Origin of the sequence: Desulfoluna sp. (assembly GCF_030145185.1) — a bacterium.
In the GTDB taxonomy this organism is placed as follows: domain Bacteria; phylum Desulfobacterota; class Desulfobacteria; order Desulfobacterales; family Desulfolunaceae; genus Desulfoluna.
In genome coordinates, this window is record NZ_JAQYWB010000001.1 from 38858 (window position 1) to 53242 (window position 14385).

Annotated in this window: 8 protein-coding genes and 2 riboswitches; of the genes, 7 read left to right on the plus strand and 1 reads right to left on the minus strand. The window is 52.3% G+C overall.

Features of this window, described 5'->3' with window-relative positions:
- The first annotated feature begins 865 nt into the window (after nt 1-865).
- Nucleotides 866-1573: an amino acid racemase gene (locus Q1Q75_RS00155; protein ID WP_300666748.1), complete on the plus strand. Its 708-nt coding sequence runs from the start codon at nt 866-868 to the stop codon at nt 1571-1573.
- A 2412-nt stretch (nt 1574-3985) separates the two neighbouring features.
- Here the strand turns inward: Q1Q75_RS00155 and Q1Q75_RS00160 are convergent.
- Nucleotides 3986-4573, minus strand: coding sequence for a DUF6160 family protein (locus Q1Q75_RS00160; RefSeq protein WP_300666750.1), 588 nt, complete (start codon nt 4571-4573; stop codon nt 3986-3988).
- A gap of 377 nt (nt 4574-4950) precedes the next feature.
- On the opposite strand from Q1Q75_RS00160, the gene Q1Q75_RS00165 reads away from it, so the two are divergent.
- The 6 genes from Q1Q75_RS00165 to Q1Q75_RS00190 all read left to right on the plus strand — a co-directional run bounded on the left by Q1Q75_RS00165 (nt 4951) and on the right by Q1Q75_RS00190 (nt 14279).
- Nucleotides 4951-5853 carry a hypothetical protein gene (locus Q1Q75_RS00165; protein ID WP_300666753.1) on the plus strand — a complete coding sequence of 301 codons (903 nt, stop codon included), beginning with the start codon at nt 4951-4953 and terminating at the stop codon, nt 5851-5853.
- Nucleotides 5854-6207: 354 nt separating this feature from the next.
- Nucleotides 6208-6957: a C39 family peptidase gene (locus Q1Q75_RS00170; RefSeq protein WP_300666756.1), complete on the plus strand. Its 750-nt coding sequence runs from the start codon at nt 6208-6210 to the stop codon at nt 6955-6957.
- Between the two features lie 90 nt (nt 6958-7047).
- Nucleotides 7048-8133 carry a hypothetical protein gene (locus Q1Q75_RS00175; RefSeq protein ID WP_300666759.1) on the plus strand — a complete coding sequence of 362 codons (1086 nt, stop codon included), beginning with the start codon at nt 7048-7050 and terminating at the stop codon, nt 8131-8133.
- Nucleotides 8134-8235: 102 nt separating this feature from the next.
- Entirely contained in the window at nt 8236-9996 is a 1761-nt protein-coding gene (locus Q1Q75_RS00180) for an outer membrane protein transport protein (RefSeq protein ID WP_300666761.1), read from the plus strand.
- Nucleotides 9997-10575: 579 nt separating this feature from the next.
- Nucleotides 10576-10654, plus strand: a riboswitch (cyclic di-GMP riboswitch).
- A gap of 17 nt (nt 10655-10671) precedes the next feature.
- Nucleotides 10672-10789: riboswitch (cyclic di-GMP riboswitch) on the plus strand.
- Between the two features lie 176 nt (nt 10790-10965).
- A complete protein-coding gene (locus tag Q1Q75_RS00185) occupies nt 10966-11415 on the plus strand; it encodes a hypothetical protein (protein WP_300666764.1) in 450 nt (149 codons plus the stop codon).
- A gap of 533 nt (nt 11416-11948) precedes the next feature.
- Nucleotides 11949-14279: a hypothetical protein gene (locus tag Q1Q75_RS00190; RefSeq protein WP_300666766.1), complete on the plus strand. Its 2331-nt coding sequence runs from the start codon at nt 11949-11951 to the stop codon at nt 14277-14279.
- Nucleotides 14280-14385 lie beyond the last annotated feature (106 nt).

The following is a 14385-nucleotide window of genomic DNA, read 5'->3' on the forward strand; positions in this document are numbered from 1 at the left end:
TACGAATAACCATAATGTCGGCCCACATTTGTCGAGAAGTTGAAGAGAACGGGGCCACAGAACAGGAACACTGCCAGAGTTTTGGCAATGGAGTGGCGGCACCACGCCCCCCTCCCGGGCGCGCCGTGCTCCGCCGCGGCTTTTTTAGTCGGGGGCTTGGCCCCCGTCCGAACTACCTTAACAACCAAAACGTGCCTCGCATCCGTTGTCACATCCCAACAAGCGACGCCCTCCCAGCGGTATCGCTTTTTTGCGGGGGGCTTGGTCCCGGCCAGTGTGACCCTAAAATGTCCATGATTAAACACAGCCCAATCTTTCTATCCCCCTCCTGCCACCCCTGTGGATGACATTTCCCCATGCAACCTCACGTCATCTGGTGTATAAGTTTTTGTAAATTTTGCCGAAGGGGTTTAGCCAGCATTACCACCAGAGGGATTTTTTAAATAAATACATTTGTTTGAGTTAAAACTTGCTAAACGACGGTCACATGCGCTTGTGACACAGGCTGCATGCCCTCAAACTCAACGCAAATGCGGACGCGATACGGCATGAGCCCGGATATTTCATGAGAAAACGACCAAGACGAGCAATAGCATTGTCATTACAAATGGTTACCAAGGTAAGATATAGGCATTTTAAAAATGCAAAATATAATTCACCGTTTTCTACTCGCTTTTCCCACGCTTCGGGTTCGGTTGGTGGAAATAAATAATGATACAGGTTGCCCCCCTGAATACCCTTGGGATTTGACCCGAGGAACGAGGGGCAAAGCCCAGAGGTAAACTGCTTTCAAGGTGGCTCACCTTGCCGCCGGAGGCTTTTTTGCTTTTACAAATATAACCATTTACAGGAGTTGTAGTAACCGATGTCTTCAAAAACTTTAGGCATTGTCGGCGGCATGGGACCGCTGGCCACCGCCATGCTCTTTGAGAAAGTCACCACCCTGACCCGTGTTTCAAAGGATCAGGACCACATCCGGGTCCTCATCGACAGCAACCCGATGATACCCGACCGCACCGCCCACATCGTGGCAGATGGAGAAGACCCCCGCCCCGCGCTTACCGCCACGGCAACACACCTTCAAACCATGGGCGCCGACTTTCTCATCATGCCCTGCAACACCGCCCACTACTTCTACGATGACATCACAAAAGACCTGACCATCCCCTTCCTCCACATGGTCAACGAAACCGCCGCCTACATCGGCACCCATTTTCCCGATACGCAAAACGTCGGCGTCCTCGCCACCGAAGGCACCTGTCAGGCCGGAGTCTACGATAAGGCATTAACCCAGCAAGGGCTCACCCCCCTTACCCCAGATGCCCCCATGCAGAAACACGTCACCGATCTCATCTACGGCATAAAAGCTGGAGAAAAAATACCCATCGATGGCTTCATGCAAGCCGTCGCATCCCTTAAAACCCAAGGCGCCACCTGCTTCGTCCTCGGCTGCACCGAGCTCTCCGTCGCCCAGAAGCTCTATGGCTTTTCCGGCCCCTTCGTGGACCCCTTAACCGTCATCGCCGAAGCCGCCATCCGGTTTGCCGGAAAACAAAGCGTGTCCGTGATATAAAAAAGGGAAAAAAAAGAAAAAAAAGCCTCCGGCGGCAAGGTGGGCCACCTTGAAAGCGGGTTACCGCTGGGCTTTGCCCCTCGTTCCTCGGGTCAAATCCCAGCGGTATTTTGGCGAATCACTGTATGATATCTCCCGGCAGAATCGGTTCACCCCGCGCCCGATGGACGCGGCACGACCTTTGCCCCTCTTTGGTCTATCCGCCCACAGTGCCGGGGCTGTGAGGGTAGGGTGCGCTTGCGCACCGCGGATTAACGGTACCTGTCAATAAAACCCACGCCAGGCTCTCCCCCACGTTGCCCAGAAATAACAAAAGATGTTGGTTTTCATGCAAATGATGCGCAACCACACCCGACAGTATAACGCATTGCCAATGGTGTCAGGGCTGTAACCCGGATATTTCATGAGAAAACAATCAGGACTAAGGAATAAATAGGTAATTACAGTTCTTTGCAGTCATATTTTCAGCCGTTTCAAAAATGCAAAATGTAATCCACGGTATTCTGTTTGATTTTCTCACCCTTCGGGCGAGCCGGGTGCACTCATCTGTCTCGTTATCAGAGCTTTGAGGTAAACCACTACATCTTCAGATCTGATGCCTTGCACATGAGCGCACCCAACTCGTGAAATATCCGGGATCAGGGTGGGTGCGCTGGCGCACAACGGGTTTGATATCACATGGGGATTTCCATCAGACGTAGAGATGGACTTGATATGAGGGGTCCGGCACAACACCAAAAACCCGGTAGGCTTGGAGAAGCCCCTTTTTTCAGGTGCTCAGGGGGTGTGGGAGGCAGTTCAATACTAAAGCCACATCACATAAGATACTGAATTAGCCATAATTTTAAATTTTGTCAGATGTGTAGGCTTGACCCCTTTTCTTGGCGAGCCACTGTATGATATCTCCCGGCAGAATCGGTTCACCCCGCGCCCGATGGACGCGGCACTCCCTTTGACCATCTTTGGTCAATCCGCCCACAGTGCCGGGGCTGTGAGGGTAGGGTGCGCTTGCGCACCGCGGATTAACCGCAACGGTCATAAATGCCCATAAACGGATATCCCCTACGCCGCCAAGGATTAGCTAAAGACGTTGGTTTCCCAGAGGAATGGCGCGATAGAGCACACTTTGTTGGATATCACATGGGGTTGCCATCAGACGAAGAGGTGATCTTAATATGAAGTCCGACACAACATCAATAACCCAGTCGGCATGAATAAGCCCTGTTTCAGGTGTGCAGGGGGTGTGGGAGGCAGTTCAACGGTAAAACCATTCCCAATAAGTCGCTGAATTGGCGATAATTTTAGGGTTTGTCAGATGTGTAGGCTTGACCCCTTCTTTTCCCTGGCAAGACGCGTTGCCAACGGTGTGGGGGCTGTAAGGTAGGGTGTGCTTGCGCACCGCGGATCAACCGCAACGGTCATGAAAACCCATGCCCGGATATCCCTTACGCCGCCCAGGAGCAGCGAAAAAACTGATTTTACAGGCAAATTTGTTTGATATCACATGGGGGATTTCCATCAGACGAAGAGATGGACTGGATATGAGGGTCCGGCACAACACCAAAAACCCGGTCGGCATGAAGAATTCCCTGTTTTCAGGTATGCAGAGGGTATGGGAAGTAGTTCAACAATAAAGCCATATTCAATAAGCCGCTGAATTGACGATAATTTTAGGTTTTGTCAGATGTGTAGGCTTGAGCCCTTCTTACAGCCTTGACAGCTACGTTCTCCAGAGGTCAAGGGCGACAGAAGGTCTAAGGAGAAATATGATACTTCGTATCCTATAAACACTGGGGTGGTGTGGTAGCCCACATAGGGGTTGGAATAAAACCACCAGGTCTGATTGGCACCGCATCACCCCTTTGTTTTTGCTCTTTTTATTTCGATCTGCCCATGCCGCGAACCAATAAGGGGTTGGTTAAAAACCACTAGGTCTGTCATTTATTTTTGGACACGGTATGGCACTGGATGATTTCTGGGGCGCAAATGCGCCAAAGGCCGCAGGCGATGCGTAGCTTCTCCTGCACTGCCTTAATCCCGATGGGTGACTGGTGCCGATTGCCTCTGCAACCGATTTATTGAAACTTCAGGAGCAGAATCCGATATAAAAAAAGCACTTTGCAACTACCTTTATTGGTGACTCAAACAAAAAGACTGAAAAGTTCAACTTTTCGGAGAAGAGGGTGTTTTTTCTCTTTACAAGATATTAAATGGGTGACCTCTTCTTTCGGTTTTCACAGGGAATTGAATAGTTGTCAGAGGTGGTACACTTTTGACGACCGAAAATGATACATTTCCTCACGACCATTGACACTTATTAAATGGATGATCCATTTCTTCCGAAAAAAAGCTCCACCCATAATTATGAATGAAGCTTTAACAACTGATGTTTTAGTTGGTTTTCAACAAGGATTAGGGTGCGGGTGGGGCACCATACGCTATTGCACCGATCATGATATTTCCTTGAACAGTTGTGGTTCCTCCCTGCTGATATTGGGTACCCAGAATTCCTTCATTGACAAAGGACATATCCTTTGATTTAAGCCCATTACCCAAAGATATTTGTGTTGCTGTAGCTTTAGGCTTAACAATAGTAGCATCAACACCAATGTCAACGACACTTTCACCTATGGCACCAGCAACAGTAAAATCATTTACATCTTTTGCCTCAATCGTCAAAGTGGCCATGATGAAGGTATCAACTTGGTCTACTTGCTTCATGCGGATAGCTGTTCGGGTGGTCCCATCAGCATTTATATTTTCCCACGCCGTCGAATTTCCGGTCTTGGTTATCATCATGTAGTCACCACCAGTATTGATAGCATCACCAGCATCATCACCATCGGTCACATACGCACCAGTAAATGTACCACCAACAACAATCTGCACCCCCTCCTGAGCCGTAATCTCATTCAGCCCTTCGTCCGAGATAGACTTCATATCTGCATACACAGACATGGGAAGCAGAACCAACAAAGCAACCAAAAGAATCTTTTTCATAAATCCACCCTCCTAAAAGTAAATTGAGTAACGAATCATCCGCCGATGCATCATGACGGATTCTGTTGTGACTTATCTCCTGCACATGAGAGTCCCACCCGGAGGCAGGATAACTGCCACAACGCCACGTTTATTCTATGTACTTCAAAATAAACAAGGTTCACTTTCTAAAATAGTTATCTGTCACTTAACACCTACTGTCAACTTTTTTTTGAATGTTTATGGACATCTACCCTGACAGAGCCCACCCCTCATGTTTCCCTTGACCCCCCCATATCCTTCTGCTAACGTTTCTTCTATGGCATAAACGATGTTCACTTAATCCAAATCAGCTCACCACCACAATCATGGCAATCAAGCCAGGGGAGGAGAGAAGCATGACATGCCGAGTGCTCAGAATCGTTGTTGTGTGGATTACCTTTCTGCTGCTGAATACTTCGGTGGCTCTGGCCATTGAATCCCTCACCAACCATGCCATGGACGGCATCACGGGCCAGGCGGTAGTGGAGCAATCCAATGAAGCCCGCGAAACGACCTACTCCGTTCAGACAGAGACCATGGCTCATGACGATATCCTCCGCATGGCCCTTCCCAAACAGAGCATGTCCCCCTCCACCTCAAGTAGCGCCGACACCCATTCTGTAATTATCGATTTTCTCGGGATTGAGGGGGATGCACGAAGGGGCATTGACGCCAAAGATTTCCACGGCGACGTAGAAGTAGGAAATATTTTTTACAGGGATGAGGACACCCTTACGTATGTTCATCTTCACGGAACATTTCTCGGCGAATTTACAGTGCCCTCAACCTACGCGGATAAAGTCACGCGGTTTAAAACCATCCTGGCTTCGAAAGATCGTATCAAGGGGGCCAACCTCGAGGGACATTACCTTCTCAGTTATCAGGGAAATCTCTATACAAAGAATGACCTCTCCGACAAGGCCTCCTTTTTAATCTATCCCAACCGCCAAGTCCAGACGGTCGGAAAAACCGGTGACGTCCCTCTGAACCTGCTTATTCCACATGGAGAAAAAGAGAACACAGAGTGGCGATTATTCACCACCATCCCTGCCAAAACAAACTTTGTACAAATAGACATCAACCGCCTGATCACCACACACAACGCAGCATACACAGTCAAACTGTCAAACAATGCCAAAGGGCTCAACGCCGGGGATATCGGGGCATCACCAGAAGACCACACCGGTGTGCTCGGCACGCTCTACTTTGCCGGCGAAACACTGGTCGAAGGCGGCACAATGGTAATCACCGTACAATAGCCTGTAATAAAAAACATGCCGCCTTTATTAAAAGAACCACTTTTCCCATTTTCTTATTTGAAACCATATAAAACGACTTCGCCTGACCATCAGGCATCACCAACAGGAAATAATGCTTTACACTTTTTTTTCCACCTGATAAAAACATTGTTTACGAACAGAAGTAATCGTCACCATAGAAAGCTAAGGTATCGAACAGTGAATTGCTTCTGAACCCTATGACTCAGACTGTCAGGGGAGGGCTACTGGATGTGTCTCCCAAAGCCTTGAGCGCCAGACACGCATCAACAAACGGCCTCTACCTCTCGGAATGACCCAAAACAAGTCACCCTTTTCTTCCTTAAGGATGGACGCATGCATATTCTCGCCGCTTTTCTTATCGGTATCGGGTTTTTTTCCATCTACCATCCTCTCGACAAGGTCCCGGAGAATCAGGTAACCGTCCTCGACCTGGAAAAACCCCAGTTTGCGGTCGGGCATCCCATTGAGCCCCTGTCCGAGATCGAAAAGCGACGTATCATCAAGCAAAACTACGACTACAGCTGTGGGTCTGCAGCGCTGGCCACCCTGCTCAAATTCCATATGGGTGAAGATTTTACCGAGCAACAGGTAATCTGGGGCCTTCTGAAATACGGTGATGTCGAGCGCATTCAGGAAAGACGGGCATTTTCTCTTCTGGACATGAAAAAATTTGTCAGTGTTCTGGGCTATGAGGCCAACGGATACACCGCAAAAATGGAAGATCTCTCCGCCTCGGAATACTGGCCCTGCATCGTGCCCATCAAGTTCTTCGGGTACCGTCACTTTGTGGTGGTGAAAGGCATTCACAAAGGGCATGTCTTCGTGGCGGACCCCTGGCGCGGCCACAGCAGCTACACTGTGCCCCAGTTTCAAAAGATCTGGTATAAAAACGTGATGTTTATCGTGTCGGACAAAGACTCTCGCCCCTTGGGAAATCTGACTCTGATTCGTGACGATCTGCGTTTTATTGATGAAGAGATCACCCGGTTTGCCCTTTTTCAACAGGACATGGTCGAAAAACAGGTCGACACCCAGCGGATCCTGAATGAATCCAGCGGGGACACCCTCTACTTCAGAAATTAATTCGTTTTGTATGATTTTAACTCAGCACGACAGGTAGGTTTGGTTCCCCCAACGCCCCCAGCGTGTTCACCCCTGATCAAGGAGACGGTTGTGATGAGAAGAGCCGGCATACTGCTTATATGGATCGTTGCCATGGGAGTCTTTTTTCTCCCGGCGTTTACCTGGGCAGAGGAGCCCACCGGCAAGGATCAGGCATCCCTCGAATCCATTGTCACAGAACTCGAACAGCTGAGAAGCGAGCTGGCCGCCATCAAGCAGGCGGCCCAGATCCGTGACCAACTCGAATCCACCAGTGAGGAAAAGACCGAAGAGAGCGAACGGATTCTCACGGCCGTCGGCCAGGAGTATGTCCTCCGCAGGGAGGGCTCTCTGGGCGTCACCTACGGGGCCAGCTACTCCTACAACTCGTCCGATGTCCTTGAAAATGCAAAGACCCAGCTCACGGTGGACCACACCAGCAACCACAGCCTCAGCAACAGCGTCAGCGTACAATACGGCCTGCGCAACTATCTCACCGTCAATGGGTCGATCCCCTTCCTCTACAAATGGGACCAGCAGTCCACCTCCTCGGAACGCAACGCCACCGACATCGGCGACATCAGCTTCGGGTGCCAATGGCAGCCTGTGCCCACCTCAACGGGAAAGGCCTCTTACATTGTCAACACCTCCCTGATCATCCCATCGGGCACCAGCCCCTACAAAATCGATGTCGACGATGCCCTCTCCACAGGATCCGGTTTCTACTCCGCCCTGGCGGAGCTCTCCATCAGCAAACCCATCGACCCCATCATGGCCTTCGGCAGCCTTTCGTACCGCTACACCCATGAAATCACAGGGCTCAACCAGGTACGAAACGGTCCCAATGACGCCTCGGCCTTAAAAGAGGTCTCTCCGGGAGACACCATCGGCGGTTCCATGGGCATCGCCTATGCTCTCTCCTATCAGGTGACCCTCCACTTAAGTTGCCAGTACTCACATACCACAAGCTACGAGTTTGACTGGCATGGCGGAGAGAGCAACAAAACCGGCAGTTCAACGGCAGCCTCCATGAACATTGGTACCGGCTGGAAACTCTCCCCCGAAAGTTCCATGAACATTACATTGGGCGTCGGCCTCACGGACGCGACCTCTGATTTTACGCTGTCATTTTCCATGCCCTTTAACTTTACGATGTAAGGCGTTCAAAGGTTCCAGTAAAAAAATCCCGTTTCCTTCTACTGACGACATAAGGAAGCCATCTGCTTAAACGAACCCGGCCCCAGAGCCTTTAAGGAAACCATGATGAGAAGAGCTGTGAACACCTTGCGCATGCGATGGCACTTACCGTCTGTTTCAACTCTGGCGATACTCTGCCTTCTGATCTCAGCCCCTCAACAGGCCGGGGCCATGTTTGTGGAGCAAATGGCGGTCTCCACCCGGGCCATCGCCCTGGGAAATGCCTGCACCGCAGACCCTCCAGGCATCATGAGTGTTCACTACAACCCGGCAGGACTCTCCAGGCTCCCCGACCAGGCCTTCAGCCAGGGCCTGACCCTTCCCTTTATCTTTCAAGAGATCAGCCTGACCGCCGATCCGGACATGGAGCCGTTTATGGATGGTTCCAGCCCGAACCCGGTAAATTTACCCAATGGAAACGGAGCCTCAGAAGCGTCCAAGGTGGACCCCCTGGCCGGAACCTCCGGGACCAGCGGCCCATCCATGTATGTTCCGATCCTGAATGACACGATCCCCTTTCTGGCCGGCCCGACCTTAGGTATTTCATCGCGCAAACAAGACTCCAGATGGACCTTTGCCTACGCCAACTACTCACCCTTCGCCGTGGGCCTCACCCAGGAAGGCGAGGACAACCCCGCACGCTATCAGGCCAAGGCCCTGGGCCAGCAACACCTGATCTACGCCGCGCCGGCCTTAAGCTACCAGGTCAACGACAAACTCGCCCTGGGATTTTCTGTGGGCATGGGCCAGACCGCCACCTACGCCACCCTCGACATGCGCATGCCCAACCAAATGACGGCCCTGACCAAGGTCCTCGGTGACGCCACCAAGGATCTCAACATCCCCATCATCAGTCAGATGACCCTGCCCCCCCCCTGGTTTGGTGGGGGCGTCGGGCCTTACGACAAAGTGGCCCAGCTCAGCATCACCATGCGAGACGACTTCTCGCCCAACTATAACCTGGGGGTGCTTTACGAACCCTGGGGTTGGCTCTCCCTGGGCATCACCTACCAGAGCGAGATCAATGTCGAACAGGTGGGAAACTGGGAGGTTCAGTACTCCAAACAATTCAAGGCCATGATCGACTGGCTCGGCCAGGGCAACATCTTGCCTGTTACGGCCGCCATGCTCAACCTCCCCACCAATGGAGAAAACCAAGCCGGTTACGTCACCAACAACATGACCATCCCGCAGCGCGTCCAGGCCGGGATCGCCTTAAAGCCCACGAAATATTTCCAGCTCCTCTTCGATGTGAACTGGGTGGACTGGTCGGTTCTTGCTCAAGATAAATTTTCCTTTGACCGCCAGGCTGATTTTTTGCGCTTTGCCACCCTCATGGGTTACACTGGTGGGCCGGATACCATGATCATTCAACGCGATTTTGAAGACACCATCAGCTGGGCCACAGGCCTCGAAATTTTTCCCACGGACTGGCTCACCTGGCGTTTCGGGTATGAATGGCGCCCCACCTCCGTGCAGGAAGAGCTCTATGATGCCATGTACGCCGTACCAGATATGCACAACTTCGGCACCGGGTTCGGCATTAAAACCAAAAGCAATGTCGTTATCGATGTCTCTTTCGCCTATCTTATCGGTGAGACGATGGAGATTCCCAATAACGGCAGTACCAACATGAACTCCACCGACTTCAATAAACCTGTCTACAACCCTTACGCAGGCCTGGACTTCAAAGAGGAGATGACCGCCTACATTGTCTCAGTCAATGTCCGTATGCCCATCCATGTCATGAAGGAGCATATGCACCATCAGGCAGAAATGGTGAAAAGTGCCTATCACTTCCTCAACCCCTTTGACGGAGAATAGGCCAGGAGCCATCCCTTCCCGGCAAACAGTCAAAGCCAAGCGGACTCCACCCCCTCGACTCTCAGCGTCCAAGCCTGACATGCCCTCCCGATCCGAGACCTCTTTCACGTCAGGCCCGCACGGCACCTTGCCAGTGCCGTGATCCGCAATCCCGACCACCTGTTCACTTTACCGATAAAACGCCCTTTTTTTTGCCCCTCGCCCCACCCCGGATCCCTTCCCCACCCGATGCGCCATCCATGCAGAACATCCCCTGATCCGCCCGGTTCCCGCCTGCCTTCCAACCCAGCCATCCTTCACGAAACTCTTCCCGCAAACCTGGCATCCTTTTTGTATTAAATTTAATCAGAGACAAAACAGATATAACCTGAAATTCAAGCACACGGCTGACATCACGATCACACCGGCAAGTCTCTAAAAAAATGCAGGTTTTTTATCTAAACTTCCATGTATGATATGTCGAAATATAGAGATAGCAGGGGACTATACCCATCATCTCTCCCCCACCCGACCTATCGTTCTTTGACAATGAAAACCCATCCCACGACGTAAGCGTTGAGGTGGGTAAAAGAGAGGCTAAGCGTACAACGCCAAACCGGGGGTAACCCCGGGACGGAAAGTCACGGGTCCATCATCCATGGACAGCCGAACCGCCCGCGCACCTGTGCGGGATTTACATAACCATGCCAAACCGGGGGCAACCCCGAGACGGAAAGCCACGGGTCCAAAACAGGGGTCATCCATCTCCAAAGACAGGAGAGGCTCCTTTTTATTGGACAGCCGGGCCGCCTCCCAACATACCAAACCAGGGGCAACCCTGGGACGGAAAGCCACGGGTCCAGAAGAGACGGAAAGGACCTCCCACGGCACGACCTGACACCTGTCAGCAAAACCTGCCAACGGAGATCTTTACCTGACACCCACGGGACAGCCGGGTTACCTGCCGAAAAGGCAGAAAAGGGGAATACCATGAAAAAGCAGTATATGATCGTCACCTTGATATGTTCACTGGTTGTTTTATCCGGCGCTGTCAGTTCCCAGGCCCAGATTGTTCCCATGAGTGATTCACAATTAGCTGGAATCACTGGGCAGGCAGGTTTTTCTCCCCAGGGAAGCTATAGCGATTTACAACGAAACGCCGGAACAAACAACATGCACCTCGGAGGACTTGGCGCCGCCCTGCATCTGTCAGACGCCTCGTACCAGATCGAAAGAACCGGTGAAGTCAGCGCTATTCGAATGGCCGCAAACGGAACCTCCTACTCCTTTGAGATTAAAAATCCAGGCCTGACGCTTCGAAATTTTCAGACCCGTCTTCACATCGGCAATCAACCAGGCACCGGGAATAGTCTTGGCACGGTCTCCGTAGAACATATCCGGGTAACCACCCATGGGACGGTACGCATCACCGTCAAATAACGGGTCGTCCCGGCCCCTCTTTTACCCACCTCGCCGCTTACGGCCCGAAGGCGAGGTGGAAAAAATATTAAAAAAAAGCCTCCGGCGGCAAGGTGAGCAACCTTGAAAGCGAATTTGCGAATGCACCTCGGGCTGCGTATCTTGAGGCTGAAATGCATCCGCATTCGCCCGGAGACTAAAGTTGCCGGTTTATCGGACGTTAAGCGGTGCGCACGGCGCACCCTACCTTTCACATCGACACGGTTGCCAAAGGACAGGCCCTTTATACGGTTTCCTTCCTCATCGCCCCTGCAGCATCGGTGCGTGACGATTGGGTGGCATGCTCTGAATAATTACCAAATAAATTAACTAAAATAGCTACCTGCCTCCGTCATTGCGCATCCCCACCCACGAAGCGCCCCAACCAACCTCACTCCCCCACACAAACCCATTTGACCCACGACATCTGCGTCATGTTGACTTCAAGGAAGAACTCCATTACATTGCAATAAACAATGTTAGCTACGCAATACTTCCAACACTCGGGAGGTCTCATGACCAAACAGCGCGCTCTCACCCTGCTTCTGTCGCTCCTTCTGCTTCCCGCTCTCACGTGGGCAGATACCTTCTCCACCATGGGCACACGCTGGCCCTCGGGTTTAAAGAAGACTCTGACCGGCAACACCGCCACCCTCTTTGCAGCCAATGGGGACATTCTATCGGCCTATTCAAAAGAACCTTTTGAACTGAAGGCTCAAATTGAACTCCATGCCCCGGAAGGCATTATTGCCATTGATTATATGAAAATCGAGGAGATGGTGGGTATCCCAGACCGGCACTATGTGATTGCCTCCTGCGGCAGCGGGGGCCTTCAGGTTGTGGAGTTTGAGGGGTCGTCCTTTTCGCTGTCCCCGGATGCCATCGTCGACGAATCCACCACCGTCAAGCCCGACACACCCAGTCCCACCCCTCTGAGCATCAAAAACAGCGTAGGTTTCACAGCCGAAAGCGCGCACCTCATCGCCGCCATTGACGATAATTTCGGCTATCGCGTCTTTCAGTTTACCACCACGCCCACACTGGTCGAGGTTACCCAGCAGATGCTCTCCGACAAAACCTACACGATGCTGGTGGATCTGGCCCGATGGGAAAACTCGGTACCGGGAGAAAACGACTACATCCTCACCGTGGCCAAAAACAGAGAGATAGGGCTTCTCAACATACAGAAAACCAGCCTCGGAGAATGGGTCATCAAGGGCCTGGACAAGGCGACCCTCACCATCCCAAGCGTTCCGTCCACCGAACTTCTCTACATGAGCTCCCTCACCTTAAGGGTCGCAGGGAATAAGGCCCATGTCATCGAAAACTCCCTGGGGAACTTTTTCACATTCAGGGTGAATACCGCCCCGCCCTATCTGACACAGATCTATCCCTTGCCAGACACGGAAGGGGTCGCCCTGGGCTACCCCCTGGATCTCGCGCCCCAGGGGGACCATGCCTGCTTCGCCACCCTCATGGAAAAAAATGGCCACCTGCCCGGGGTTCAGGTCATGCAACTCTCCGACAAAGCCATTGTCGGGACCTATGAACAATCGGGTGCCGGCGCCCTCCACCGGAGCTCAGAGACACCGTTCCTCTTTCTCATGGATCTCAAAAACGGCCTGTCCAAAATTAATGTCTCGATCACGGAGAACCCGGAGCGCGTCGGTGACCCCCTGCCCACCCCCTTTGCCGTGGCAGATCTGCTGGCCAGAGAAACGTATCTCTTTATGGTGGATGATCTTGAAAGCTGGACCGACTCGAAGGGGAAAATCCACTCCGGCGGATTCCGCGTCATGGACATCGCCAACGCCACCCAGCCCAAGAGGCTCTTCTTTATGCCAACCGAAGGGCAGGCCTGTGATCTCGCCGTGGATGGCAATTTTTACCGGCTCTTCGTCGCTGACACGGAAAAAGGGGTACAGTGCTACTCCCTAAACAGCAACCTGATTCCTGAAGGCAAAACAGCCCACGACTTTGGAGGAGAAGGACAAATCCCCGTTCCTTCCTCAGAAGCCCCCTGCCACCTTCAGACCCTTTCGGCAGATGCCATCGGCGGAAACGCTCTGAAAGTCGTCACCACCTACAAAAATATCAATAACGTTAACACCGGTTTTCTGCATATTCTCACCGAGGCCAACACCCTGGTTTCCGTCAAGCTACCCACCGATGATACAAACCCAACCATCGATCTCACCCCAAGTTCAAGCATACATCTTCCCGATGAGCCTCAAGCCATTCACCCGTTTCTGAGGGACTATGTCCTTACGGCCTGCGGCTCTGAAGGCCTTCAGGTCGTGGACCTCTTCTCAAACCCGGATACCCCCGGGACGCTCTCCCCTGTCATCGAGGCCTTCCACACCGTCGGCCTGTCGAATACCGTGAGCGTCTCTTCAGACGGAAGCCGATATGCCTATATCGCCGATGACACAGCTGGCATTGTCGCCTTTGATCTCTTTTCCGACCCCAACACACCGGCCGTCATCAACCTCCGCCAGACAAGCCAGTACACCCTTGAAAAAGGCAAATTCACCGATCTCTTTGTCACCGACAACAACAACCTCTATGCCATCACGGATCAACCCATCGACAACATCCTGATTTTTGACATCTCCGATCCATCGATCATCCGCCTCCATGCCTGTGAGACCTCCCTGGGAAATCCCACGGCCATCATCGCGGCCACCACCGGTGGACTCGAACTGGATCAGCCATCCCTTCGCGCCGCCTATGTCGCCGACGGCCAGGGAGGGCTGGCCATCCGCCAGGCCACGGATGACGACAACTCCCAGGTCCAGACCTGGAAGGACGATGCCACCACCTGTTTCATCAACACCCTCCACTGAGCCCCCTCCATCACCCGGGGAGGCTCTTTCCAAAGAGAATCCCCGGGTTCGTCCGAAATGTATTCCGGTTAAAGTCAACGGCTGAGTTTGATTCTGCCCACCTACA